The sequence below is a fragment of the Veronia pacifica genome, assembly GCF_001707825.1.
Taxonomy (GTDB): domain Bacteria; phylum Pseudomonadota; class Gammaproteobacteria; order Enterobacterales; family Vibrionaceae; genus Veronia; species Veronia pacifica.
Genome location: NZ_LYBM01000027.1, coordinates 1 through 24,922 on the forward strand (window position 1 = coordinate 1; position 24,922 = coordinate 24,922).

Annotated in this window: 24 protein-coding genes and 2 pseudogenes; 14 read left to right on the forward strand and 12 right to left on the reverse strand. The window is 49.4% G+C overall.

Translation table 11 applies throughout. From position 1 onward, the window contains the following. Positions 1-256 precede the first annotated feature (256 nt). Complete coding sequence (locus A8L45_RS14235; protein WP_068903422.1) at positions 257-799, forward strand: gamma carbonic anhydrase family protein; 543 nt, start codon at positions 257-259, stop codon at positions 797-799. On the opposite strand, the gene A8L45_RS14240 is transcribed toward A8L45_RS14235, so the two are convergent. From A8L45_RS14240 to tsaC, 4 genes are read right to left on the reverse strand one after another with little or no spacing between them, the layout of a single operon-like run. Then, the gene (locus A8L45_RS14240) at positions 792-1,055 is read right to left on the reverse strand and encodes a DUF1488 family protein (RefSeq protein WP_068903424.1); all 264 of its coding nucleotides are present in this window, start codon (positions 1,053-1,055) and stop codon (positions 792-794) included. The genes A8L45_RS14235 and A8L45_RS14240 overlap by 8 nt on opposite strands. Positions 1,056-1,080: 25 nt before the next feature. Next, positions 1,081-1,920, reverse strand: a complete 840-nt coding sequence (aroE, locus tag A8L45_RS14245) for a shikimate dehydrogenase (protein WP_068903426.1) — start codon at positions 1,918-1,920, stop codon at positions 1,081-1,083. Between the two features lie 6 nt (positions 1,921-1,926). Further along, a complete protein-coding gene (hemF, locus tag A8L45_RS14250; protein ID WP_068903428.1) occupies positions 1,927-2,850 on the reverse strand; it encodes an oxygen-dependent coproporphyrinogen oxidase in 924 nt (307 codons plus the stop codon). Positions 2,851-2,865: 15 nt separating this feature from the next. Further along, on the reverse strand, positions 2,866-3,423 hold the full coding sequence (gene tsaC / locus A8L45_RS14255; protein WP_068903547.1) for an L-threonylcarbamoyladenylate synthase type 1 TsaC: 558 nt from the start codon (positions 3,421-3,423) through the stop codon (positions 2,866-2,868). 235 nt (positions 3,424-3,658) lie between these two features. Here tsaC and purE point away from each other — a divergent pair, with 235 nt between their 5' ends. Next, positions 3,659-4,144 carry a 5-(carboxyamino)imidazole ribonucleotide mutase gene (gene purE, locus A8L45_RS14260; protein WP_068903430.1) on the forward strand — a complete coding sequence of 162 codons (486 nt, stop codon included), beginning with the start codon at positions 3,659-3,661 and terminating at the stop codon, positions 4,142-4,144. A gap of 3 nt (positions 4,145-4,147) precedes the next feature. After that, positions 4,148-5,281, forward strand: coding sequence for a 5-(carboxyamino)imidazole ribonucleotide synthase (locus A8L45_RS14265; protein ID WP_068903548.1), 1,134 nt, complete (start codon positions 4,148-4,150; stop codon positions 5,279-5,281). Between the two features lie 65 nt (positions 5,282-5,346). On the opposite strand, the gene A8L45_RS14270 is transcribed toward A8L45_RS14265, so the two are convergent. The 4 genes from A8L45_RS14270 to A8L45_RS14285 are packed head-to-tail and all read right to left on the reverse strand — an operon-like array spanning position 5,347 to position 8,541. Next, complete coding sequence (locus A8L45_RS14270; protein WP_068903433.1) at positions 5,347-5,928, reverse strand: topoisomerase DNA-binding C4 zinc finger domain-containing protein; 582 nt, start codon at positions 5,926-5,928, stop codon at positions 5,347-5,349. A gap of 38 nt (positions 5,929-5,966) precedes the next feature. Further along, positions 5,967-6,440, reverse strand: coding sequence for a DUF494 family protein (locus tag A8L45_RS14275; protein WP_068903435.1), 474 nt, complete (start codon positions 6,438-6,440; stop codon positions 5,967-5,969). 2 nt (positions 6,441-6,442) lie between these two features. Further along, complete coding sequence (gene dprA, locus A8L45_RS14280) at positions 6,443-7,537, reverse strand: DNA-processing protein DprA (protein ID WP_068903437.1); 1,095 nt, start codon at positions 7,535-7,537, stop codon at positions 6,443-6,445. After that, positions 7,534-8,541 carry a LysM peptidoglycan-binding domain-containing protein gene (locus A8L45_RS14285; RefSeq protein WP_068903439.1) on the reverse strand — a complete coding sequence of 336 codons (1,008 nt, stop codon included), beginning with the start codon at positions 8,539-8,541 and terminating at the stop codon, positions 7,534-7,536. The genes dprA and A8L45_RS14285 overlap by 4 nt, the downstream gene beginning before the upstream one ends. 119 nt (positions 8,542-8,660) lie before the next feature. Here A8L45_RS14285 and def point away from each other — a divergent pair, with 119 nt between their 5' ends. The 5 genes and pseudogenes from def (at position 8,661) to A8L45_RS14310 (ending at position 14,416) form a co-directional block, all read left to right on the forward strand. Then, positions 8,661-9,173 carry a peptide deformylase gene (gene def, locus A8L45_RS14290; protein ID WP_068903441.1) on the forward strand — a complete coding sequence of 171 codons (513 nt, stop codon included), beginning with the start codon at positions 8,661-8,663 and terminating at the stop codon, positions 9,171-9,173. A gap of 9 nt (positions 9,174-9,182) precedes the next feature. Next, positions 9,183-10,126 (forward strand): annotated as a pseudogene (gene fmt, locus A8L45_RS14295) (methionyl-tRNA formyltransferase). Positions 10,127-10,205: 79 nt separating this feature from the next. After that, entirely contained in the window at positions 10,206-11,486 is a 1,281-nt protein-coding gene (gene rsmB / locus A8L45_RS14300; RefSeq protein WP_068903443.1) for a 16S rRNA (cytosine(967)-C(5))-methyltransferase RsmB, read from the forward strand. 88 nt (positions 11,487-11,574) lie between these two features. Beyond that, positions 11,575-12,951, forward strand: coding sequence for a Trk system potassium transporter TrkA (trkA, locus tag A8L45_RS14305; RefSeq protein WP_068903445.1), 1,377 nt, complete (start codon positions 11,575-11,577; stop codon positions 12,949-12,951). 19 nt (positions 12,952-12,970) lie between these two features. Continuing rightward, complete coding sequence (locus A8L45_RS14310; protein ID WP_068903448.1) at positions 12,971-14,416, forward strand: TrkH family potassium uptake protein; 1,446 nt, start codon at positions 12,971-12,973, stop codon at positions 14,414-14,416. Between the two features lie 19 nt (positions 14,417-14,435). On the opposite strand, the gene trhA is transcribed toward A8L45_RS14310, so the two are convergent. Then, on the reverse strand, positions 14,436-15,095 hold the full coding sequence (gene trhA / locus A8L45_RS14315) for a PAQR family membrane homeostasis protein TrhA (RefSeq protein WP_068903550.1): 660 nt from the start codon (positions 15,093-15,095) through the stop codon (positions 14,436-14,438). A 209-nt stretch (positions 15,096-15,304) separates the two neighbouring features. Beyond that, entirely contained in the window at positions 15,305-15,604 is a 300-nt protein-coding gene (locus tag A8L45_RS14320) for a hypothetical protein (RefSeq protein WP_068903452.1), read from the reverse strand. A gap of 168 nt (positions 15,605-15,772) precedes the next feature. Between A8L45_RS14320 and ccoG the strand changes: the two genes are divergently transcribed. From ccoG to A8L45_RS14335, 3 genes are all read left to right on the forward strand, one after another. Next, positions 15,773-17,200 (forward strand): cytochrome c oxidase accessory protein CcoG, encoded by a 1,428-nt coding sequence (gene ccoG, locus A8L45_RS14325; protein ID WP_068903454.1) that lies wholly within the window; start codon positions 15,773-15,775, stop codon positions 17,198-17,200. 163 nt (positions 17,201-17,363) lie between these two features. Next, the gene (locus tag A8L45_RS14330) at positions 17,364-18,347 is read left to right on the forward strand and encodes a serine/threonine protein kinase (protein ID WP_068903456.1); all 984 of its coding nucleotides are present in this window, start codon (positions 17,364-17,366) and stop codon (positions 18,345-18,347) included. A gap of 35 nt (positions 18,348-18,382) precedes the next feature. After that, positions 18,383-18,994: a thiol:disulfide interchange protein DsbA/DsbL gene (locus A8L45_RS14335; RefSeq protein ID WP_175401993.1), complete on the forward strand. Its 612-nt coding sequence runs from the start codon at positions 18,383-18,385 to the stop codon at positions 18,992-18,994. A gap of 65 nt (positions 18,995-19,059) precedes the next feature. Here the strand turns inward: A8L45_RS14335 and yihG are convergent, their stop codons facing one another. Both yihG and A8L45_RS14345 read right to left on the reverse strand, forming a co-directional pair. Further along, entirely contained in the window at positions 19,060-19,971 is a 912-nt protein-coding gene (gene yihG, locus A8L45_RS14340) for a 1-acylglycerol-3-phosphate O-acyltransferase, YihG family (protein WP_083228351.1), read from the reverse strand. A 141-nt stretch (positions 19,972-20,112) separates the two neighbouring features. Beyond that, positions 20,113-21,645, reverse strand: a complete 1,533-nt coding sequence (locus A8L45_RS14345; protein ID WP_068903463.1) for a YifB family Mg chelatase-like AAA ATPase — start codon at positions 21,643-21,645, stop codon at positions 20,113-20,115. A 411-nt stretch (positions 21,646-22,056) separates the two neighbouring features. Between A8L45_RS14345 and ilvG the strand changes: the two are divergent. The 3 genes and pseudogenes from ilvG (at position 22,057) to A8L45_RS14360 (ending at position 24,918) form a co-directional block, all read left to right on the forward strand. Further along, positions 22,057-23,701, forward strand: a pseudogene (gene ilvG, locus A8L45_RS14350) (acetolactate synthase 2 catalytic subunit). Beyond that, positions 23,698-23,958, forward strand: coding sequence for an acetolactate synthase 2 small subunit (ilvM, locus tag A8L45_RS14355; RefSeq protein WP_068903465.1), 261 nt, complete (start codon positions 23,698-23,700; stop codon positions 23,956-23,958). The pseudogene ilvG and the gene ilvM overlap by 4 nt, the downstream one beginning before the upstream one ends. Positions 23,959-23,979: 21 nt before the next feature. Further along, positions 23,980-24,918 carry a branched-chain amino acid transaminase gene (locus A8L45_RS14360; RefSeq protein ID WP_068903467.1) on the forward strand — a complete coding sequence of 313 codons (939 nt, stop codon included), beginning with the start codon at positions 23,980-23,982 and terminating at the stop codon, positions 24,916-24,918. Positions 24,919-24,922 lie beyond the last annotated feature (4 nt).

The following is a 24,922-nucleotide window of genomic DNA, read 5'->3' on the forward strand; positions in this document are numbered from 1 at the left end:
CATTTTTTGACGCCGTTTCCGTCGTACCGATTTGGCTTGGTTTCCGCTTTGGAAGCCGCTCTCCGTGTCGGTGAGGCGGCATTATAGGGAGCTGTGAAAACTTGGCAACCCCTTTTTTGTGTTTTTTACTACAAAACATGTCAACAGCTTAAACTTCACTCAAAAACACAACTTTTGCTGTTTTTTTACACGCATATTGCGCGAGAACACTGGTCGCTATAGTCTTGAATAACAATATCTACAATAGGAAAAGGTCATGGAAGCCGATTTACGATCGTACAAAGGTATTACTCCCACTATCGGTCAACGTGTCTATATAGATAGAACTGCGGTTTTAGTTGGTGATATCACAATTGGTGACGATGCCAGTGTATGGCCTCTGGTTGCAGCCCGTGGGGATGTGAACAGTATTTATATAGGTGCGCGCACCAATATTCAGGATGGAACGGTACTGCATGTAACCCACAAGAATGCTGCGAACCCAGAGGGATATCCATTAGTGATTGGTGATGACGTGACAGTCGGTCACAAAGTTATGTTACACGGCTGTACAATAGGAAACCGTGTATTAGTAGGAATGGGAGCCATTGTTCTAGACGGTGCCGTCATTGAGGACGATGTGATGATTGGCGCTGGCAGCCTTGTCCCTCCTGGGAAAACACTTAGCTCGGGTTTTTTATATGTCGGTAGCCCGGTAAAGCAAGCCCGGGCGTTGAAGCCAGAAGAAGTTGCCTTCCTGAAAACATCATCCAATAACTATGTTCAGAACAAAGAAGATTACTTGAACGAGGTCAGCTGAGCCAAACTTCTCCCTGCTCGTTGAACATCTCATCCTCTATTGCTTGCTCTGCAGCGTCTTCAAGGTCAAAACGAAGTCCTTGAAACGCTGCCAATATTTCATCACTCTCAGTTAGATCACGACCGCTTTTTGCTTCCAGCCATGTCACAGCCACAAAACACGGTATCAGCGCGCCAGATAGCTGAGCCGGAAAACTGACGGCATGCTTGTCCTGAACATAAGATTGTAGGTCTGGAAAAAGAATACTCTGATTCATGGTTTTCTCTTTTATTAAACTGGCATTATGCCAAGGACTGGCGCAACGCAATCAGTACTGTTTTTACTTCTGGACGAATACCTCGCCACAAGTAAAAACTTTCTGCGGCCTGCCCCACCAGCATACCCAAACCATCTATTGTTTTTGACGCTCCCTGGCTGTTCGCCCACTGGTTACTGGATGTCTCACCCTGCCCATATGCCATGTCGTACACGACAGTGCCATTATCTATCGCTTCAGTGGGGATCGCTGGATATTCACCGCTCAGACTGGCGGCTGTGGAGTTGATGATAAGATCATAGCTCTGTGTCGCCTGTGCCATCTCAATTGCCGCGACGTCGCTTTGGTATCGTTCTGCGTAAACAGAGAACTGCTCAACGAGCGCAGACGCCTTTTCTGCCGTTCTGTTGGTGACAGTGATTGATTCAGGCTGATGAGCAAGAAGTGGCAATATCACTCCTTTCGCTGCTCCACCCGCACCAATAAGCAGGATACGGGAGCCTTTGAGGGTGACATTATTGGCAAGCAAATCTGCTACCAAGCCCTGCCCATCCGTATTATCACCAAGAATTCTGCCATCCTCGAGGCGCTTGAGAGTATTTACCGCGCCCGCCAACTCGGCCCGCTCAGTCAGTTCAGATGCAAAATGAAATGCCTCTTCCTTGAATGGCACTGTCACATTGCATCCTTTGCCTCCTTCCGAAAAAAAGGCCGTCATAAAATCGGTAAAATTACCGATGGCCACTTCCTGCTTATCGTAAACAAGCTGTTCGCCCGTACTCTTTGCAAACTCAGTATGAATAAAGGGGGACTTACTGTGTTGGATCGGATTCCCAACTACCAAATATCGGTCACGTGCGGGCATTATTGTTTACCACTCCCTCGGTTTTAAATAGTCGTCATATAAATTGGCTTCAGGAGAGCCGGGTTCTGGCGCCCAGCAATATTCCCATCGCGCCATTGGTGGCATAGACATTAGAATGGACTCTGTCCTTCCCCCACTTTGCAGGCCAAACAAGGTGCCTCTGTCGTAAACCAGATTAAATTCAACGTAACGGCCACGGCGATAAAGCTGGAAATTCCGCTCTTTCTCACCAAATTCTTTGCTTTTTCGCTTTGACACAATTGGAAGGTAACCATCAAGGTAACCTTGGCCAACGGCACGAATATAGGCAAAACTGTCCTCAAATCCCCATGCGTTGAGATCATCGAAGAAAAGGCCTCCCACGCCACGAGTCTCATTACGGTGAGGCAAGAAAAAGTATCGATCACACCAGTCTTTGTGTTCCTGATAAACATTCTCACCAAAAGGCTCACATAAAGATTTAGCAACTTGATGCCAATGTATGCAATCCTCTTCCACCGGATAAAACGGTGTCAGGTCAAAACCACCACCAAACCACCAGACAGGGGCTTCTCCCTCTTTTTCGGCGATAAAGAACCGGACATTGGCATGAGATGTCGGCACATAAGGATTATTGGGGTGAACAACCAATGACACTCCCATGGCTTCAAAACTACGGCCAGCAAGTTCAGGTCGGTGGGCTGTCGCAGATGCAGGCATTTTATCGCCAAAAACATGGGAAAAATTCACTCCGGCTTGCTCAAACACCTTACCTTCACGCAGCACTCTGCTGCGACCACCGCCCCCTTCTTCACGGTCCCAACTGTCTTGCTTAAACTGGCCAACGCCATCTTCCTGCTCCAAGGCCTGACAAATAATATCCTGCAGCGAGAGTAGAAATGTTTTTACCTGTTCTTTGTCTACTTGGTTGGTCTGAGTATTCACAGTCATTCCTTATCCTGAATGTTACCCCTGACGTAATATGTTTCCCGTAAGGGCATCACGGATCTCAGTGGGTTTTCCTCGTTGACCTGTCTTACCCTCTAAAACAGTACTGACTCGGTCAGCAAGGTGAATATCAACATCAGCAACTGACATACAGGGTGGCTCGCCAGCCAGATTTGCGCTGGTTGATGTGATAGGTTTTCCATAAGCAGAACATAGGGCCTGCACATCTGGATGATCAGAGACTCTGACAGCAACGGTGTCGAAACGGCCGCTCACCCACGGCGTTACTTTGTGGCCTTTTGGCATAACCCAGGTCACCGGCCCCGGCCAGCTATCTATGATATCTGCCTTTGTCTCTTGGGAAAGGTTTGCCATATCGATATATCCATCCAGCTGTTCAATGCTGGCGGCGATGAGTATTAAGCCTTTAGCCTGATCTCGCTCTTTAACGGCCAGTAAGGCCTCAATCGCCTCACTATTGTCAGGGTCACAGCCTACACCAAAAACCCCTTCTGTCGGGTAGGCGATAACTTCACCACCTCGCAGTGCATCAACACACTGTTTTACATTTGCCACCGCTATTCTCCGCAGTTTTGTCACTCTTTGCGCCATACTATGACTAATTTTGCTGCAACAACTCAATAATTTTCCACCAAATCGCGGGCAAGATAGGTTTCTCAACATTGCCTATCTGTTATCAACAAAGCAGACAATGACAGAAAAATCGACGACGCAAACGTTTTCCCTATGGTTTTTTGCCGATATAATGGCGCCTCAGAAAAAGCACTATCGGCAGTAACAGGAGCAGTTAATGAAAGTCGGCATCATCATGGGTTCAAAATCGGATTGGCCAACCATGAAAAACGCAGCAGATATGCTGGATAACTTTGGTATCACTTATGAAACACAGGTTGTTTCAGCACACCGTACGCCACAGTTATTGGCTGACTATGCTGGCTCAGCCGCTGAGCGCGGGATTCGAGTGATCATTGCAGGTGCTGGCGGTGCCGCTCATCTTCCCGGAATGACTGCAGCATTCACCAGCCTGCCCGTGCTGGGTGTGCCAGTCCAATCCAAGGCACTGAAAGGCATGGATTCGTTACTGTCGATTGTGCAGATGCCAAAAGGTGTTGCAGTTGGTACCTTAGCCATAGGTGATGCAGGTGCCGCAAATGCCGGGCTTTTGGCCGCACAAATACTGGCCACCAGTGATGATACGCTGATGGAAAAAATTGACGCTTTTCGTGCCAAACAAACCGAGATCGTGCTGGCTCGCCCTGACCCTTCGGTGGACTAAATGATGAAAGTACTGGTTCTTGGCGCTGGTCAACTGGCGCGCATGATGGCACTGGCTGGTGCACCTCTCAATCTTCATATCTCTGCCTATGATGTGAATACTGGCAACACTGTGCATCCTTTGACTCACGAGATCCTTGGCAAGGGTCTCGCCTCTGCAATAGAGAGTGCAGACATTATCACCGCGGAGTTCGAACATATTGCGCCTGATGTTCTGGCGCAATGTCAAGAGAGCGGAAAGTTCCTACCCGGCGCAGAAGCGATTCTCACTGGTGGCGATCGTCGCATTGAAAAAGCAGTGCTTGATAAAGCAGGGGTCAATAATGCGCCTTATCACGTCATTAATCTGCGCGAAGATTACGATGCAGCCATCAGCAAGCTTGGTCTGCCGTTGATCCTGAAAAGCGCACTGGATGGTTATGATGGAAAAGGACAGTGGCGCATTAAAAGCGCTGAGGATCTTGAAGCAACGTGGTACAGCGTTGAGGCATTTCTGGCAGGTGCCGATGACAGGCAATGTGTGATTGCTGAAACCTTTATCCCGTTTGATCGCGAAGTATCGCTCATTGGTGTTAGAGGCGCTAACGGTGATACCGCCATGTATCCACTAACAGAAAACATTCATACCGACGGTATCCTGAGCGTGTCGATAGCCGCTGATGATAATCATGCACTCCAGCAGCAGGCAGAGCTGATGTTCAAAGCTATCGCAGATGCGCTGGATTATGTTGGTGTGTTGGCTATCGAGTTCTTCGATGTGGATGGCACACTGATGGTCAATGAGATCGCGCCTCGCGTTCATAACTCGGGTCACTGGACCCAACAGGGCGCGTGGGTCTGTCAGTTTGAAAACCATCTGCGCGCTGTGTGTGGCTTACCCCTGGGAGATACCACGCGCGTTGCGCCGACAGCCATGATAAACATGGTCGGACACGTCAATGTGCCGCAGGAAATCATGTCTGATTGTCACCTTCATTGGTACGACAAAGCACCTCGTCCCGGACGAAAAATTGGCCATATCAATGTGACAGCTGCAAGCCGCGAAAAACTGGCAGAGAAGCTAACTAAGCTGGGCCAGTCGCTCGACAGTACCGAGTTTCCGGCAGTGAAAGAAGCCGCAGATCGCCTGCGTTGTTAGATACAAAAAAATATCCAGTTGGGTTCATTTAACCTTGATAAGAAACCGGCACCGAGTCGGTTTTTTTATACCTCGGGCTCTACTTCGGTCTGCCGATGTTGGCACTTTCGGCTGGCACATTGTTTGTAGTTGCCGTTGGCCGATTTCTTCTCGACCAATAAGCCAAAACCGCAAGCCTCACAGGCTCCCTGAACCGGTGTTTGATTGACGGCAAACTTACATTTCGGATAGGCATCACAGGCATAAAAGGTTTTGCCATAACGGGATTTACGCTCTGTCAGCGTACCTGTGCCACACTCGGGGCAGGCTATTGCACTTTTTGCCTCCTGAGGCTGACTTTCACGTTTTTCAATATGCTGACATACCGGATACGCCGAACAGCCAATGAACATCCCATATCGCCCCTGACGTAAAACCAGCTCATCGCCACACTCAGGGCATGGTAGACCGAGCTCTTTGACAACATGGCCATCGTTATTCGTCATTGCTTTCGAAAAGTCACATGCTGGATAGCTGCTGCACGCTTTGAAGGGACCACGTTTACTGTGGCGGATCAAAAGAGCACTGCCACATTCGGGACAGTGCTCTTGGTTATCTTGTCGTTTCTGTGTCTCTGGAAACAGTGACTGGTCTATTTTTCTCGCCAAAATGAAAAAACCTCAGACAATCGGTTCAGTGCACCCTGTCAGTGCACGTATTCGTCGCCGACATCGTACAGCAATTCTTCCATTTGGTCATAGGCGCTCTCATTACCCGGCACATTAAACAGCACCATGAGTATCACCCACTTTAGGTCTTCCAAGGCAAAATCCTGTGCTTCAAGTTCCATCACGCGATCTACCACCATCTCGCGAGTTTCTGGAGTCAGCACTTTCATTTGTTCCAGAAAAATAATGAACCCCCGGCTCTCAGTATCCAGACGCTCCATCTCTTTAGGGGTATAGATACGCATTGACGTCAGTGCGCTTCCCGTCAAGTAAGGATTCTGGTCGGCATCTTGCAACTGAGCCAGCTTCTCTAGCCATGCCAGTGCTTTATAGATGTCTTCCTGATGAAATCCGGCCCTGGACAATTCGTCGGCCAATTCATCCTGGTCAACCATTAACTCCACATCGCTATGGATATAGGTTTCAAACAGGTACATAAGAATGTCCATCATGGCTAGCCCCTCCTCGTTCTGACATAGCCACCGGGTACTGCTGATACAAAACCCTGTAACTCAAGCTCTAATAACTGCATCATAATTTCATGTACGGGTTGATCGCAGATTTCAGCAAGCACGTCTACACATGTTGCCTCATTTCCTACGTTAGCTAACAGATGGGGAAATGGCAATTCTTCTTGCTGCTCTATCCCCGGCGCTACTTCGATTAGGTGATTAATTGCACAATTCGACAAAATGCCAGTCTGGGATAGTACATCATCAATAGACTCAACCAGATAAGCGCCTTGCTTTATCAGACCATTGCTCCCTTGTGCATGTGGGTTGTGAATAGAGCCAGGTAATGCAAAGACATCACGACCCTGCTCAAGCGCGCACCTCGCGGTAATTAGCGACCCACTCTTAAATGCAGCCTCGACAACCAGTACTCCTGAACTAAGACCGCTGATTATACGATTTCTTTTCGGAAAAAAGGCTGCTCTGGGCGGAGACCATGGCCAAAGCTCTGAAACCAAAGCGCCACGCTCAATGATCTCGCCTGCCAGTTCTATATGGTGTGCCGGATACACATTTTCAAGGCCCGAGCCCAGAACTGCGATCGTGGTTCCATCTACATCAAGTACACCCCGGTGAGCCCTGCCATCGATACCAAGTGCCAATCCACTGGTCACCACCAGATTGTTACTCGCCAATTCAGCACCGAACTTTCTTGCCAGTGCGAGTCCTTCATGGCTGGCGTTTCGACTACCGACAACTGCAATTTGGGGTAAAGAGAGGACGTCAGGGTTACCTTTAATAAACAAAAGTGGTGGTGGCGATGGGATTTGGCGCAGTAAATACGGGTAACGGTTATCTGTCAGAGTCAGGATATGGTGATGAGGATTGTCCAGCCATCGCCTGCACTTTTGCCAGGCGACCGATTCATCTTGGTGTAAGCTGGCAATTTGAACATCCGTTAAACCCAACCCTCGCAGAGAGTCCGCAGACATAGCAATCAACTGACTGGGTGAAGCCCTGCTGAGCAGTAAGCCTATCTTTCGTCCCCCTAAACGAGGAACGGCAGATAATCTAATCCAGCTCTCAAGCTCGTTCACAGTGCGGGGCTACTTATAACCGAATCAGCGGCAACCGGTTTATCAGCGGCCATGAGTATTGCCAGGCTAAATTGCGAGTACGTTCTGATGACCATCAATGTGCCAATATGCTGGCTTGGCAGTGTAACTGTGGTCGATGGCTCTCCAGGTTTCGCCAAATTTTTCTGGCTCCTTACCACAGCGCCGGGCTCGCTGATTGTCAGCGTATCACCAGCCGACAGGCCATCAACATCACCGCGATCAACAACAACAACATCTCTCATGCCCGCATAACGCTGACCGTAGAGATGACCAATCATTTTCCCTTCAATCCCCTCAGCAGCTGGTTTGGGGTAAAAAGGTTGAATGTCCTGCCCAGACAGTTTCGGTAACAAAATGTCATTTGGCCGAACTTCCTGATGCACGCGGGTAAATAAGATCTTTGCCCGGCCGCTATCGGCGGCCACAACACTTGCTGAAGCGATGTGCCTGAGACTGGTTACGCTGGCAGTATGTTTACCAAGCTCACGGTTAAAACCGGAAACAGGGCGATAAACCTCCCACTCAGGCATAGACAATTCAGTGTCTACATAAGCTTGGTCACGTCCGGTGATCAGAAGGCGGCCTTCGGTTGAACTGATCACTTTAGGCGCCAGCATCAGATCGCTGGTTGGGATCAAGGTATCCGTCCGTGTATAAGGAGACAATAGGACTTTACTCAGGGCCTGAAGCGGAGAATCGCTATTACTGGTCGATGTTTTGATTAGTCGAGGCGAGCCATCTTGCCAGACCAGAGAAAGGACATCTCCGGGATAAATGAGGTGAGGATTAGCAATGGATGGATTGACTTTCCACAGCTCTGGCCATTTCCATGGCTTATCCAAGTAAATGGCTGAAATACCCCAAAGCGTATCGCCTTTTTTTACGACATACGTTTTTGGGGCGGAATCGGAGACAATCACCGAGGCGCTTGCCTGATAGGTGAACATCGCCGCTATCCCTGCGGTGATTAATATTTTGAGCATTTGGTGTCTCCAAATTCAGACTTGCACTTGTGATGCTGTCATTTGGTTTACAAAATGTCTAGAATTAGGCCATTCAGACAAGGCCGGATTCGGCACGGTTCAAGATTTACGAGAGACGTATGAGCGTATTGCAAGTTTTAACATTCCCGGATGATCGACTGAGGATTGTGGCTAAGCCCGTAGAGAGTGTTACCCCTGAGATCCAAAACATTGTGGATGACATGCTAGAGACCATGTATGACGAAAACGGCATTGGTCTGGCTGCAACACAGGTTGATATCCACCAACGTATCGTTGTGATTGATGTGTCGGAAACCCGAGACCAGCCAATGGTACTGATTAACCCTGAAATTCTTGAAAAACGCGGGGAAGATGGCATTGAAGAAGGCTGTCTGTCTGTACCGGGCGCTCAGGCGTTGGTACCTCGTGCCGCTGAGGTATCGGTTAAGGCACTCGACCGCGATGGCAATGAATACCACTTTGAAGCTAATGATCTATTAGCCATTTGCGTTCAGCATGAGCTAGATCATCTGGAAGGAAAACTGTTTGTCGATTACCTGTCGCCACTCAAACGCCAGCGTATCAAGCAGAAGCTTGAAAAAATTAAACGCTCCAGCCAGAAAGTCAGTTAGGGGTTTGCCTTGAGCCAGTCACTTAAAATTGTATTTGCCGGTACACCGGATTTTGCGCCAGCCATCTGGCGGCTTTATTGTCTTCACACCATGAGGTTGTGGCGGTTTATACCCAACCTGACCGCCCTGCTGGCCGAGGTAAAAAACTGATGCCAAGTGCAGTCAAGTCCCTCGCGCTTGAGCACAACTTGCCTGTTTATCAACCTGCCAGCCTCAAAAATGAGGAGGCACAGCAGGAACTGGCAACGATTGAAGCGGATATCATGGTGGTGGTTGCTTACGGCCTGATTCTGCCAAAAGCTGTGCTCGATACACCGCGTCTCGGCTGTATCAATGTTCACGGTTCTATTTTGCCAAAATGGCGCGGTGCAGCGCCGATTCAGCGCGCTGTCTGGGCAGGTGACAAAGAGACGGGTGTCACCATCATGCAGATGGATGAGGGTTTAGATACAGGTGATATGTTGAAAATCACCCGTGTTGACATTGACCCGCAGGAAACCAGTGCTTCTCTTTACCAGCGTTTGGCTGATATTGGCCCGCAATCACTGGTGGAGTGCCTCGATGACATCGCTGCAGGCAAAGCCGAAGCGGTCAAACAAGATGATGCACTGGCAACCCATGCCAAGAAGCTCAGCAAACAAGAGGCCCGTATCGACTGGCAAATGTCTGCGGTCGAAATTGAACGCTGCATTCGTGCCTTTAATTCGTGGCCGATGAGCTACGTGACTATCGGTGAGCACAATGTCAAAGTGTGGTCGGCGAAAGTGACTGATACTGAGACAGAGAAGGCTCCCGGCACCATCATTGCTGTCAGCAAACACGGTATTGAGGTTGCCACCGCAGACGGTGTGCTTTCACTGACCTCCCTTCAGCCTCCGGGCAAAAAAGCCATGTCAGCCGCTGATATTCTTAATGCCCGCCGTGAATGGTTTGAAGTGGGTAATATCCTGTAAAAACAAGGCAAGTCAATTCGCTAGCCTTCATTATTTTCTCACCCCGGTTACCATACCGGGGTTCGTTTAAGGTGTTTCCATGAATGTGAGAGCCGTGGCCGCAAAGGTCATCTTTCAGGTTGTTGATCAAGGGCAGTCGTTAACTGCCGTTTTACCCAAGGCACAGCAACAGGTCGCGCCACGAGATGGCGCACTGTTACAGGAGATCTGCTACGGTGTTCTCCGCTGGCTGCCAAGGCTGGAAGCCATTGCCCAAACACTGATGGATAAACCTCTGAAAGGCAAGCAGCGTGTCTTCCACCATCTTATTCTTGTTGGCCTCTATCAGCTCAACTACATGCGAGTGCCTGCCCATGCCGCCGTTGGTGAGACGGTAGATGCCACCAAACCGCTGAAAAAGCCACAGCTTCGCGGGTTGGTAAATGCTGTATTACGCAATTATCAGCGCGATCAGGATGCTTTGAATGAAAAGGCAGTTTCACATGATGCCGGGCGTTATGGCCATCCGGGCTGGCTGCTCAAACTGTTGCAAGAAGCTTATCCGGAAAACTGGCAACAGGTAGTAGATAATAATCACCAAAAAGCGCCAATGTGGCTGCGGGTTAACCGACAGCACAACAGCAGAGATGACTATCTGCAACGACTGACTGACGCAGGGATTGAAGGTGAAGCACATCCAGAAGCGACAGATGCCATTAGGCTGGTCTCACCTTGCGATGTCACCAAACTACCAGGGTTTGACGAAGGCTGGGTCTCTGTACAGGATGCTGCAGCACAATTATCTGTCGACTATCTCCAGCCTGAAGCAGGTGAGCTAATTCTCGACTGCTGCGCAGCACCGGGCGGTAAAACCTGCCACATCCTTGAACATCAACCTGACGCCAGAGTAGTGGCGATTGATGCTGATGAAAACCGACTCACGCGGGTTAAGGAAAACCTTGAGCGTCTGAATCTTAGCGCAGAAGTGATCTGCGGTGATGCAAGAGAACCGGATGTCTGGTGGCAAGGCGAAAAATTTGATCGCATTCTGCTGGATGCGCCTTGCTCTGCAACTGGCGTCATTCGTCGTCACCCTGATATTAAATGGCTGCGCCGTGCCGATGATATTGAACAACTGGTCACATTGCAGGCAGAGATATTTGATGCAATGTGGCAAAAACTGAAGCCGGGTGGCACGCTGGTTTATGCGACCTGCTCCATCACGCCTCAGGAAAATGCTCAACAAGTCACCGCATTTTTGAACAGGCATCAGGATGTTTCGCTGCTTACTGGCGACGCATTGCAACCCGGACGCCAAATTCTGCCGGGACAGGACGACATGGACGGCTTTTACTACGCCGTTTTGCAAAAACACGCTTAACTGTTAAGTAAGCGGCGGCATCTTTTACATAGGACACGGTGAGTCTGACTGGGTGCCACCAGCAACATAGAGGTTTCAGGCTGAGTTTATGAAAATCATTATCCTGGGTGCGGGCCAGGTTGGCGGCACACTTGCTGAAAATCTGGTCGGCGAGAATAACGACATCACGATTGTCGACAGGGACTCTGATCGCTTGCGTGATTTGCAGGACAAATACGATCTGCGGGTCGTACAGGGATATGCCAGCCACCCTTCAACATTGCTTGAAGCCGGGGCGCAGGATGCAGATATGCTGGTCGCAGTCACAAACTCTGACGAAACCAATATGATTGCCTGTCAGGTTGCATTCACTCTGTATAACACACCAAACCGGGTCGCCAGAATTCGAAGCCCTCAATATCTGGCGGCCAAGAAGCAATTGTTCCAAACGGATGCATGTCCGGTCGATCACCTCATCGCACCGGAAGATCTGGTGACCCGGTATATCCATCGACTGATTGAATATCCCGGGGCATTGCAGGTGGTCAACTTTGCCGACGAGAAAGTCGGCCTGGTCGCGGTGAAGGCATACTATGGCGGGCCTCTTGTCGGCCATGCCCTGTCTGCACTCCGTGAGCATATGCCGCATATCGATACCCGTGTTGCCGCCATTTTCCGTCGTGACCGCCCTATTCGTCCTCAAGGTACCACTATTATTGAAGCCGATGATGAGGTGTTCTTTGTCGCCGCAAGCAACCACATCCGCTCTGTAATGAGTGAGCTGCAACGCCTCGAAAACCCATACAAACGGATCATGATTGTTGGGGGCGGTAACATTGGTGCGGGTCTGGCAAAAAGCCTGGAACGTGCCTACAGCGTTAAGCTTATCGAGCGCAATGCCAAGCGGGCAGAGCAACTGTCAGAGTTGCTGGAAAATACGATCGTCTTTTGTGGTGATGCCTCTGATCAGGAGCTGCTCAGCGAAGAACACATAGATCAAATTGATGTCTTTATTGCTGTTACCAATGAAGATGAAGCGAATATCATGTCAGCGATGCTGGCGAAGCGCCTCGGTGCCAAAAAGGCGATGGTGCTCATTCAGCGCGGGGCCTACGTCGATCTGGTTCAGGGAGGAGCGATTGATGTCGCGATATCGCCGCAGCAGGCCACGATATCGGCATTGCTGACCCATGTGCGTAAGGCCGATATTGTTAATGTCTCTTCGCTGCGCAGAGGCGCTGCTGAGGCCATTGAAGCGGTTGCTCACGGTGACTCCACTACCTCAAAAGTTGTGGGACGGGCCATCGGCGATATCAAGCTGCCTCCCGGTACGACGATAGGTGCCATTGTCCGTGGCGAAGAAGTACTAATCGCTCACGACAAAACAGTGATAGAGCAGGATGATCACGTGGTGATGTTCCTGGTGGATAAAAAGTATATCCCTGACGTGGAGAGGCTGTTCCAGCCAAGTCCGTTCTTCTTGTGATCTGACAAAATATCGAATAATGGTTAATTTCAAACCTGTCTTATTTGTTATCGGGCTGGTCTTATCCAAGATCGCCCTTTTTATGTATGTACCCACTATACTGGCGTTGGTTACAGGCACTCAGGGTTTTTTGAGTTTTGCGCTTGCCGTCGCTATCACCCACTCTGCGGCTTTTGTCTGCCTGACACTGGGTAAAACCCGCAATTTCCGGCTCAACACCCGTGAGATGTTTTTACTGACAACGACCGTGTGGCTAATAGCCAGCGCCTTTGCTGCTCTGCCGTTTGTGTTTATCAATCACATCAGTTTCACCAATGCCTATTTTGAAACCATGTCGGGGATAACCACCACAGGCTCTACGGTGCTCAGTGGTCTTGATACTATGTCTCCCGCCATCCTGCTTTGGCGTTCAACTCTTCAGTGGCTGGGCGGGATCGGCTTTATCGTGATGGGTGTAGCCATACTGCCTTTTCTCAACGTCGGCGGGATGAAGCTCTTCCACACAGAGTCCTCTGACTGGTCAGCCAAGTCGAGTCCCAGAACCAAAAGTGTCGCCACCAGTATTATGCTGGTTTACGTCATCCTGACCTTGATGTGCTTTATTGCCTACTGGATGACAGGGATGACCGCCTTTGAGGCGGTTAATCATGCCCTGACGACACTGTCCACCGGAGGTTACTCCACCTCCGATGGCTCAATGAACCACTTCTCCCATTCCGCACACTGGGTTGCTATTGTGTTCATGTTCGCCGGCGGCTTGCCTTTTCTGCTATTCATACAGGCAATGCGGCGAAAGACGCTGAAAGACCTGCTCAATGACGCCCAAATCAGGGGCTTTGCCAAATTGGTCGTCTTTGCCAGCTTTCTGGTCGCGCTTTGGCTGGTCACTAAACAGAATTACAGTATCAGCGACGCTGTGAGAGTCTCCTTGTTTAATATTATCTCAGTGATCACCTCAACCGGCTTTGGCCTCGATGACTTCACGGCGTGGGGGCCTTTCACCTCGGTGGTATTCGCCTTCATGATGATTGTCGGCGGCTGCTCTGGGTCAACAGCAGGCGGTGCCAAAATATTCCGTTTTCAGGTCGCTTTTGCGCTTTTACGCAAACATATCAATCAACTGGTGCACCCATCAGGGGTATTTGTTCAGCGTTACAACAGGCGTCCGGTCAATGAGGAAATTGTGCGATCTGTCGTTGCGTTTGCAATCACATACTTCCTGACGATTCTGGTGATCGCGATGATTCTGGCCGCCACGGGTCTGGATGGCATCACCAGCTTCAGTGCTGCAATGACAGCCGTCGCCAATGTAGGGCCGGGAATGGGCAGTGAAATTGGGCCGACAGGCAACTTCGCCGGGTTATCGGATACCGCAAAATGGGTGCTGAGTCTGGGAATGTTAATGGGTAGGCTTGAGATACTGACCGTGCTGGTCCTGTTGTTTCCTGCATTCTGGCGCGACTGACGCGCCAGAATTTATGGTACTAAGGGGCGACGACATAAAGATAGACCGCCAGAAAGTGCAGCACAGTTCCCCCGAGCACAAACAGATGCCAAATAGCATGATTAAAAGGGATACTGCGTTTAACGTAAAAAATCACGCCCAACGAATACACCAGACCACCAGAGGCAAGCAGCACCAGCCCGCCAATCGCCAGCGACAGATACAGTTGATAAATCACGACCAGTGACATCCACCCCATCGCCAGATACATGATCAAAGACAGCGTTTTGAACCGGTAGACAAAGGCAACTTTCGCCAGTATGCCCACCAGCGCCAATAACCAGATCACCGTCATCACTACCATAGCCAGAGGCGTACCAAGACTCACCAACATAAAGGGAGTATATGTACCTGCAATGAGCAGGAAGATGGCGCAATGATCAAAGGTTTTCAGCGCACGTTTTGCTTTTTCGAAAGGGATGGAATGGTAAAGCGTGGAAGCCAGATAGAGGATAATAATACTGGCACCATAAATACTGTAACTGGTTATCGCCAACCCGCCAGCCTCAAGTTCCATGGCTTTGCTGACCATCATTACCAAGGCAACAATACCAAATATCACACCTAACGCATGGCTGATACTGCTGGCCAGCTCTTCTTTGAACGAATATCCGACATTTGTGTCGGTTGAGACGGTCATCATTTATTGCTCCCTCAGGTTTCAAAACGTTTTGAGTATGTCACACGCTGGAGAAAAAAAAGAGTCTCAATTTTCTGTAAAGTACCAGTCAATCATGGCGTCACCTTGTCGATTCCCCGAAAAATCGTCATCATATTTTTACAATACTTCTCGGGGAAAAAGCCAAAGCGCTTCTTTTTTGACCACTGTTTTTCTGATACATTCCGCGCCTAAATTTTGCACCGAAGTCTAACCAATGAGGGAAAGTTATCTTCAGTGTATTCAACCCGTTTACCATGGATGGATTCACAGAGAAAACACCATGCCAACATTTTTTGCTCGTCCACATCGTCAAGCTCCGTCACCGTCACGTCGACGTTCATCCAGCTATGCCAGAACACCCGTAACGCAAAATAAAGAGCCATTAGAAATGACTGACAAGGCCGAAGACTCCACGCCTGCAAAGGCTGCGTAAACACATAGCCCTCGCAGATGGTTCCCTGATTGCCAGTAATGCATTCAGGGAACATCTCTCACCATTAAGTCTTCGCTCACTAAAAAAGCGTTTTTTGACCCCGCAAACGTTGACTGAAAATAAACTGATATATACTCGCCAGACTATTATTAAAGCGATGCTGGCAAAGAATTAGCACGTCGAAGTTAAACGGATATGAGTCCGTATGCTCAAGGAAGCGATCATGAGCGAGGATAAAATAAACGTCAAAGACGTCACTCCAAAGGAGTTCAACCCAAAAACTCACAAAACAGGCGGGGATAGATTTAACCCGGGAAATCGTATTTATGTCAGAGCCGCATCCGGCATTTATCAAAAACTGCGAAACCGGATGGGTTGGGTTTTTATGCTACTTTTTTTGCTGATCCCGTGGATTCCCTACGGTGACAGACAAGCGATTCTGCTCGACATCAGCAAACAACAATTCTCTTTTTTTGGCACCACGCTATGGCCTCAGGATCTCACTTTGCTGGCGACAGTGTTTGTTCTCAGCGCGTTCGGCCTCTTCTTTGTCACTACCTTTCTCGGTCGCGTATGGTGCGGATTTCTCTGTCCACAGACCGTCTGGACATTCATTTTTATCTGGTTTGAGGAAAAACTGGAGGGCGCAGCCAACAAACGTCGCAAGCAAGATGAAAGCCCTCTCACCCCGGCTTTGGCGATAAGAAAAACCCTGAAACATCTTGGCTGGGGAGGCGTTTCCCTGATCACTGGCCTGACTTTTGTCGGTTACTTCGTGCCAATCAAAAGCCTGATGGTGGATTTTTTGACCCTCAACACCGGTTTCTGGACAGGATTCTGGGTCGTATTTTTCTCTGCTTGCACCTACGGCAACGCTGGCTGGATGCGCTCAATAATGTGCATTCACATCTGTCCCTATGCTCGTTTTCAGTCTGTGATGTTCGACAAAGATACTTTCATCGTGGGCTACGATGAAAAACGGGGTGAATCGCGTGGTCCCCGCTCCCGTAAACAGGATCCGAAAACTCTTGGACTCGGAGATTGCATTGATTGCAACCTGTGTGTGCAGGTTTGTCCGACCGGGATTGATATTCGTGATGGATTGCAATACGAGTGTATTAATTGCGGTGCCTGTGTCGATGCCTGCGACAACACGATGGAAAAAATGCACTATCCCAAAGGGCTGATCAGCTTTACCACTGAACATAAGCTCAAAGGACAAAAGACAGATGTCATGCGGCCTAAACTGCTTGGCTATGGGATAGTCATGATGGTGATCTCAGGCTTTTTTATGCTTCAGATAAAAGCACTACAGCCAATGCAACTTGACGTAAGCCGGGATAGAGCACAGTTGTCTCGAATGAACCCAGAAGGGCTGCTTGAAAATACCTATACCCTGAAAATTATTAATAAGACTCAGCAAACTGAAACCTATCATCTCTCAGTGAATGGGCTTAAGGACGTCGAGTGGTACGGGAGACAAAAGGTCACGGTTGAAAGCGGTGAGATCTTTGACCTACCCATCAGTCTGGGTGTTGATCCCTTTGAGATGGAGCAATCAATCTTACCTATTTATTTCATTCTTGAGCGCCAGTCGGGCAAGAATAAAAAAAGCATAAAAACGGAGAGCCGCTTTATCGGCAGACTATAGGCATCAATGGAGTAGATATCGTCCCGACAGACCTATTTTCTGTTCATTAGAGATCGTTTCGCGTGATGCAACCACCCTTACCCATTCATTTTTGAGTTTATGATCCCGACCCGTTGTACATTCTGCTACCATCGGCCCATCACTCAAATAATGAATAGTCTTTATGAGCCAAGCGCAGTTTACTTTCGACCAACTGACACCGGATATGCTCCTCGACGCTCTCGAATCGGTTGGTGTCAGGCCAGAGTCTGGCTTATTACCGCTGAACAGTTACGAGAATCGCGTTTACCAGTTTTTGGCTGATGATCAAAAACGCTATGTCACCAAGGTATATCGCCCACAACGCTGGAGTGCTGAACAGATTCAAGAGGAGCACGACTTCGCTTTTGAACTGGAAGAGGCAGAAGTGCCCGTTGTCACACCCATCAAGCGGGATGGAGAAAGTTTGTTTGAACACAAAGGCTATGCATTCGCTCTTTTCCCGAGCGTCGGTGGCAGAAGCTTTGAAGTTGATAACTGGGACCAGCTTGAAATGGCGGGCCGCTTTTTGGGCCGTATCCATCAGATTGGCAGTCGGAAGACATTTCAGCACCGTCCATCTATGAGTCTTGATGAGTACCTCAAGAAGCCCCGTGCGCTGTTGCAACAAAGTGACTTTATCCCGTCTCACCTTGAGCAAAGCTTTTTTACTGACTTGGACTTCTTGATCACTGAGCTGACATCACGCTGGCAGGATGTAGATATGATCAGACTGCATGGAGATTGTCATCCAAGTAATATCCTGTGGCGTGACGGCCCCTTCTTTGTCGATCTGGATGATGCGAGAAATGGCCCTGTGGTGCAGGATCTGTGGATGATGCTCAGCGGTGACAGACAGGAAAGAACGGCCCAATTGGATACCTTGGTAGAAGCCTACAGTGAATTCCACGATTTTCCTACTTCGCAGCTCCCCCTGCTTGAAGTACTCAGAGGTATGAGGATGGTATATTATATGGCCTGGCTAGCGAGAAGATGGCAGGATCCTGCTTTTCCTCGTGCATTTCCATGGTTTGCTGATGCAAAATACTGGGAAGGTCAGGTACTAGGCTTCAAAGAACAACTGGCCGCTTTACAAGAGTCGCCGTTATCCCTGTCACCGCAGTGGTAATGGTTCTGTTGAGTATACGGAGAGCATCAACAATGCTGAAAAAAATTATAGCCCTTTTCTCACTGGTACTGGTTGCCTTTACCGCCCACGCAGAGCGATTCAAAGCCGGGGAGGATTATCAAATTCTCGATATGGCCACTCCGCTTTACAGTGACAACACCCCGTCAGTTACTGAGTTCTTCTCATTTTACTGCCCTCACTGCTTCCGCAATCAGGCATTGATGAATGCACTTGAGCCAAGACTGCCAGAAAATACTCGTGTGATTAAACAACACGTCTCGTTCATGGGCGGAAAAATGGGGCCTGAGCTAAGTAAAGCACTGGCTGCCGCTGAGCTGCTTAAAGTGGACGATAAGATGATACCTGTGATTTTTGAGCGAATTCAAACCCTCAGAAAGCCACCTCGTTCCGCCGAGGAAATTCGTCAGATATTCCTCGACAATGGCGTTGATGCGAAGGAATTCGACGGTGTTTATAACAGTTTCGCAGTTAATTCTATGGCTTCACGTTTCGACAAAGCATTTGAAAGCACTGGCCTGACAGGCGTGCCTGCTGTGATTGTTAATGGGAAATACTACCTGACGCCAAAAACCATTAAGTCGCTGGATGAATACATTGAACTGGTCGACTTCCTGCTGAAAAAATAGCTGTCATCCTGCACCAATAAATAAAAAAGGAGCTTCTGGCTCCTTTTTTTGTTGTTATTGCACGGTCAATTCTGGACCACCGTTTTCACTTCCGGCACTTTTTCCGTCTGGCCATAAATCAACTCAAGATCCTGGTCTTTTTGCTGCCACAACGCATCGAGCCAACACCTGAATTCTTTCTTGAATCCTTTATCCTGAATATTGTCACCCACCAGTGCAGGCTCAACAGGCAGTACGTCGATACGCACGACAATGCGTCCCATTTTTCCACCGACTAAATCCCTGAACGGGAATGCACGATTATCAGGGTAAGCCAGTGTGACATTTACAATACCGTCAAACTGCTCCCCCATAGCACCGAGAGTGTATGACACACCACCCGTTTTAGCTGGCAGCAAGTGCCCATAAGGCGATTTCGATGTTTGCTGTTTTTCTTCGGTAAAGCGGGTACCTTCAACGAAATTAACCACTGTCGTGGGAGTAGACTTAAACTTGGCACAGGAACGACGGGTTGTTTTCAGATCTTCACCCCGCTTTTCCGGATGCCGCAGCAAGTAATTACGCGAGTATCGCTTCATAAAAGGCATGTCCACCGCCCAGCAGGCTAAACCGAGAAATGGCACATACAATAGTTCCTGTTTGATGAAGAACTTGGCCATAGGTATCCGGTTGCGGAACACGCAAAAGATAACCACGATGTCAGCCCAACTGAGGTGGTTGGCAATGAGTAAATACCATTGTTCCTTACTCAGCCCTTCTCCGCCTTGAACGTCCCACTCCAGATCCCGGGAAGTTACATCAATCAGCTTATGGTTAAGCCCGCTCCAAACCCACATAATGTAATTGCAGGCGCGGGTCACTGGTCGTTGTACCAACGGAATAGGTAAAACTGCTTTGATAAGTGCCAGACCACATATCAACACTGAGCTGACAGCAGTATTTAGGCACAATAAAAGAGTGTTAATGATGAGGATCACAATTACTTCCCGGTAAATCTTGTTGTGAGCAATCTAACGAATAACCGAGGATAATACTGTTTCAATTTATAAAACACCATTTAACCATCAGGTTTTTGCACAGCGACAATTGGAAAAAAAGATTCTCATTTAGGGGAATGATTAACTCACCATTTGAGTAAGTTGTTTCATCAGGCGATCCATTGAACGGTACCCTAGCGCCTCGGCAAGGTGGGCACGGCAGATCTCCATCTCTCCATTGAGATCAGCGATCGTGCGTGCCACTTTGATAATGCGGTGATAAGCACGAATTGATAGTCCGAGGCGATGAAGAGCCGTCTCAAGAAAATCTGCATCGTCCCGAGACAGAGCACAGTATTGCTCAATTTCACGGCTGCCCAGCAAACAATTGACCTTGCCCTGTCTGAACTGCATACGTTGTCTGGCCTCAGCCACCCGCTGGCGGACAGCCTCCGTAGACTCCCCTCTATCGCCGCCATCCGCCAGCGTTCCCCTTGGTAAAGCTGGGATTTCTATCGATAAATCAAAGCGGTCAAGAAATGGGCCAGACAATCGATTTAAGTAACGCAACACGGCCTGAGGATTTGAGCGGGACAATGGGCCCTCATAATGACCGGTTGGGCTCGGATTAAGTGCACCAATCAGTTGAAAACGCGCGGGGAAACAGGTTTTACCGCTGGCACGGGAGATAACAATTTCTCCCGACTCAAGCGGCTCGCGCAATGAATCCAACACCTTGCGTTCAAACTCGGGTAACTCATCCAAAAATAAAATGCCATTGTGCGCTAATGAGATTTCACCGGGTTTAGGCTGTGTCCCTCCCCCAACTAGCGCCGCCATTGAGCATGAATGGTGAGGCGTTCGAAATGGTCGTCTGAGCCAGTTGCCCTCATTGAGAGGTTGGTGGGTTAAAGAGGTTACTGCTGCGGTCTGAAGTGCTTCTTGTGGGTCCATCGGTGGAAGTAGGTCAGGCATTCTAGACGCCAACATGGTTTTTCCCGTACCCGGAGGGCCGATAAATAGTAGGTTATGGCTACCTGCCGCAGCAATTTCCAGGGCCCTTTTTCCCTGATGTTGACCAATAATATCGCTGAGGCAACGCTGGATGCGTTCAGGTTCATCCTGCGTCTCGGGCTCTGCCTGTTCATGAAGGGTTAGCTGCTTTTGACCACAAAGATATTGGCTGACATTAATCAGATCGGGTGCAGACACATGGATATCACGACCAATTAATGCAACCTGACTCCCGTTACCGTCCGGCACCACGAGTGTTCTGCCGCTATTTTTACACGCCACTGCCGCTGGTATTGCCCCATTCACAGCGCGTAACTCGCCCGACAATGCAAGTTCGCCGACGAACTCGGTCCCTCCCAGTTTGTTCATCGGTAACTGGCCTGATGCAGCAAGTATTCCCAATGCAATGGGTAAATCGAATCGCCCACCTTCCTTTGGCAGATCAGCAGGCGCAAGGTTGACCGTAATTCGTCGCGACGGAAACTCAAATCCCGAGTTAACAATAGCGCTTCGGACTCTGTCGCGAGCTTCTTTCACCGTTGTCTCTGCAAGACCTACCAAAGTAAACGCGGGCAAACCATTGCTGATGTGCACTTCGACAGTAACCTGAGGGGCGCTAACCCCAACACAGGCGCGGCTCTGGACGATTGCTAGAGTCATTGCAGATATCCACCTAAGATTATTAAATATGAAACATATTGAGTAATTGTTTTGCATTAGGCTTAAATTACTTATAGATATCGAATACTTTTTACTTGTCATGCGACCAATGTCTGTGATAGTTCTAGTGTATAAGAATGCACATCAGCAGAAAGTTGACTTAACGTAGATGAAATACCTGACCCTAGCTCTAGTGATTATTATCTCAATTATCGTGGTGGTGATACCGCGAGGGGCTGGCTCAGGCAAACGGTAAGACAAAGAATTGCAAACAGCCCCCGCACTCAAAAGGTCCGGGGGCTTTTTTTTAGCCATTCATGCAGTAAAAGGAAGTGGGCGCATGGAAAAAAAGCACAACAAGCCATCAGCATTGCCAGATAAATCCGAAGACCCAAAGGGGGCGGTATGAGCATGACAGGAGCACAACATGTTGTCGCTGCATTGAGGCAGCAGGGTGTATCAACCATTTTTGGATATCCCGGCGGTGCCATCATGCCCGTCTACGATGCTCTTTATGATGGCGGTGTGGAACATATTCTGTGCCGACACGAACAAGGCGCGGCGATTGCTGCCATCGGTTATGCCCGATCAACCGGCGGCGTAGGCGTTTGTCTGGCTACCTCGGGACCGGGAGCGACAAACCTCATTACCGGACTGGCTGATGCCATGCTTGATTCAGTGCCAGTCGTCGCCATCACTGGTCAGGTTGCCAGCCCACTGATTGGTACGGATGCCTTTCAGGAGATTGATGTTCTCGGGTTATCACTGGCCTGCACCAAGCAAAGTTATCTGGTGACAGACACAGCTGATCTTGCATCTGTCATGGCGGAAGCCTTCGCTGTGGCAAAAGAGGGAAGACCTGGCCCTGTATTGGTTGATATTGCCAAAGATGTGCAACTGGCAGCCATAGGTCAGGATGTCGCGAGCCCCGTGACATTGCCCACCCTGCCACTTCCTGAATTCACTCAGTTTGAAAATGCCAATGCCCTGATCTCTGCCAGTAAACGTCCGGTCGTATACATCGGCGGCGGCGTACAGATGGCGAATGCCACTGATACACTGCGAGAGTACCTCAGCCATACTCAAATACCGGCGACAACTACGCTCAAAGCGCTCGGTACTTTAGATCCAGCCTATCCCTATCACCTTGGTATGCTGGGGATGCACGGAACCAAAGCCGCTAACCTTGCAGTGCAAGAGTCAGACTTGCTGATCGCCATAGGTGCCCGCTTTGATGATAGGGTCACAGGAAAATTAGATACCTTCGCTCCACACGCAAATATCATTCATATCGATATCGATGCGGCAGAATTTAATAAACTGCGCCGCGCCAATGTCGCCCTGCGAGGCGAGTTAAATCAGGTCATCCCTCACCTTGGCGAGCCAGAAGACATCAGCCAATGGCAACAGGATGTCGAGACAATGAAAGCAGACTTTGGCTGGCGTTACGATCACCCGGGCGAAGCCATTTTTGCCCCTTTGCTACTCAAGCAGTTATCGGAAGCTATGCCGGACACGACTGTGGTCAGCACCGATGTCGGTCAGCATCAAATGTGGGTGGCACAGCATGTCAGCCCTAGACGTCCTGAGAACCTGCTCACCTCTGCCGGGCTTGGTACGATGGGCTTCGGTCTCCCCGCTGCGATGGGTGCTCAAGTCGCCCGCCCAGACGACCAGTCAGTACTGGTATCCGGTGATGGTTCATTCATGATGAATGTGCAGGAACTGGGGACACTGAAGCGACGTAATATCCCAGTCAAAATTGTGCTGTTAGATAATCAGCGTCTCGGCATGGTCAGACAGTGGCAGGAATTGTTTTCGAAACGACTATAGCGAGACCAACCTGTCAGACAACCCAGATTTTGTCACACTGGCCAGTGCTTTTGATATTCCCGGAAAAACCATCACCACAAAAGAGGAAGTGCAGCCAGCACTGGAAGAAATGCTGAAAAGCGAAACAGCTTACCTGCTCCATGTGAAGATTTCTGAGGAAGAAAACGTGTGGCCACTGGTGCCGCCGGGTGCTGCAAACCAAGATATGCTGGAGACAACATGAAAAAGACACATACACTTGTAATCGATGCTCACGATAAACCTGAGCTGGTGGAGCGTATTCTTCGTGTTGTGCGCCACCGTGGTTTCACGCTCAGGACAGTAGATATGCATCACCGACAGGACGAGCAAAATAACGTACAAATCCGTCTTACAGTTGAAAGCATCCGGTCAATTGACACGCTTTATCACCAACTGGACAAATTATGGGACATTACCCAAGTAAGATTAGCGTCCCAGCAAGTTGAAGCGCTGGACTAAAAAATAAAAAGGACTACAAAAATGGCAAACACTTCGGAATTTATCTGGTCGAATGGAGAGCTGGTCCCATGGCATCAAGCCACGGTGCATGTACTGTCACACGCCCTTCACTACGGTACCTCTGTATTTGAAGGCATTCGATGCTATGACACGCCAAATGGCCCCGTGGTGTTTCGCCACCGTGAGCACATGCAGCGCTTGAAAGACAGTGCAAAAATCTATCGCTTCCCTATTCCATATAGCGTGGACGAGCTGATGGAAGCCTGCCGTCATACACTGGTAGCTAACAAGCTCAATTCTGCTTACATCCGTCCGCTGGGTTTTGTCGGTGATGTTGGGTTAGGTGTTTGCCCTCCGCCGGAAACAAAAATGGACCTGATCATTGCGGCTTTTGCCTGGGGTTCATACCTAGGTGAAGAAGCGCTGGCAAATGGCGTTGATGCCATGGTATCAAGCTGGAACCGCGCAGCACCTAACACTATACCTACCGCCGCAAAAGCGGGCGGAAACTACCTATCCAGCTTGCTGGTGGGTGGCGAAGCGAGACGCCATGGCTATGCTGAAGGTATCGCGCTTGATGTGCGTGGTTACCTGTCTGAAGGTGCGGGTGAAAACCTCTTTATGATTAAGGGTGGCGTCATTTACACCCCACCGGCCACCAGCGCAATACTGCCGGGTATAACGCGAGATACCATTATGGTACTGGCACGGGAAGCCGGGTACGAAGTGCGCGAAGAGCCTATTGCCCGTGAAGCTCTGTACCTTGCTGACGAAGTCTTTATGACAGGCACGGCAGCAGAGATGGTACCGGTAAGAAGTGTTGATCAGATTGAAGTTGGCAATGGAAAACGCGGTCCGATCACCGAAGAGTTACAGGCCACATTCTTTGGTTTGTTCAATGGCAAAACAGAAGACAAATGGGGCTGGCTTGATCCTGTTTCCCCGGCTGCAGACAGATAAGTCA

Bases quoted from the DNA above. Each gene is read 5' to 3' on its own strand.
- trhA (WP_068903550.1), bottom strand. From the start codon at position 15,095: ATGACCGTCTCAACCGACACAAATGTCGGATATTCGTTCAAAGAAGAG.
- def (WP_068903441.1), top strand. From the start codon at position 8,661: ATGAGCGTATTGCAAGTTTTAACATTCCCGGATGATCGACTGAGGATT.
- rsmB (WP_068903443.1), top strand. From the start codon at position 10,206: ATGAATGTGAGAGCCGTGGCCGCAAAGGTCATCTTTCAGGTTGTTGAT.
- A8L45_RS14345 (WP_068903463.1), bottom strand. From the start codon at position 21,645: ATGACTCTAGCAATCGTCCAGAGCCGCGCCTGTGTTGGGGTTAGCGCC.
- A8L45_RS14265 (WP_068903548.1), top strand. From the start codon at position 4,148: ATGAAAGTACTGGTTCTTGGCGCTGGTCAACTGGCGCGCATGATGGCA.
- trkA (WP_068903445.1), top strand. From the start codon at position 11,575: ATGAAAATCATTATCCTGGGTGCGGGCCAGGTTGGCGGCACACTTGCT.
- A8L45_RS14360 (WP_068903467.1), top strand. From the start codon at position 23,980: ATGGCAAACACTTCGGAATTTATCTGGTCGAATGGAGAGCTGGTCCCA.
- A8L45_RS14330 (WP_068903456.1), top strand. From the start codon at position 17,364: ATGAGCCAAGCGCAGTTTACTTTCGACCAACTGACACCGGATATGCTC.
- aroE (WP_068903426.1), bottom strand. From the start codon at position 1,920: ATGCCCGCACGTGACCGATATTTGGTAGTTGGGAATCCGATCCAACAC.
- hemF (WP_068903428.1), bottom strand. From the start codon at position 2,850: ATGACTGTGAATACTCAGACCAACCAAGTAGACAAAGAACAGGTAAAA.
- A8L45_RS14275 (WP_068903435.1), bottom strand. From the start codon at position 6,440: ATGATGGACATTCTTATGTACCTGTTTGAAACCTATATCCATAGCGAT.
- ilvM (WP_068903465.1), top strand. From the start codon at position 23,698: ATGAAAAAGACACATACACTTGTAATCGATGCTCACGATAAACCTGAG.
- A8L45_RS14310 (WP_068903448.1), top strand. From the start codon at position 12,971: ATGGTTAATTTCAAACCTGTCTTATTTGTTATCGGGCTGGTCTTATCC.
- A8L45_RS14320 (WP_068903452.1), bottom strand. From the start codon at position 15,604: ATGTTCCCTGAATGCATTACTGGCAATCAGGGAACCATCTGCGAGGGC.
- purE (WP_068903430.1), top strand. From the start codon at position 3,659: ATGAAAGTCGGCATCATCATGGGTTCAAAATCGGATTGGCCAACCATG.
- ccoG (WP_068903454.1), top strand. From the start codon at position 15,773: ATGAGCGAGGATAAAATAAACGTCAAAGACGTCACTCCAAAGGAGTTC.
- A8L45_RS14285 (WP_068903439.1), bottom strand. From the start codon at position 8,541: ATGCTCAAAATATTAATCACCGCAGGGATAGCGGCGATGTTCACCTAT.
- A8L45_RS14240 (WP_068903424.1), bottom strand. From the start codon at position 1,055: ATGAATCAGAGTATTCTTTTTCCAGACCTACAATCTTATGTTCAGGAC.
- A8L45_RS14235 (WP_068903422.1), top strand. From the start codon at position 257: ATGGAAGCCGATTTACGATCGTACAAAGGTATTACTCCCACTATCGGT.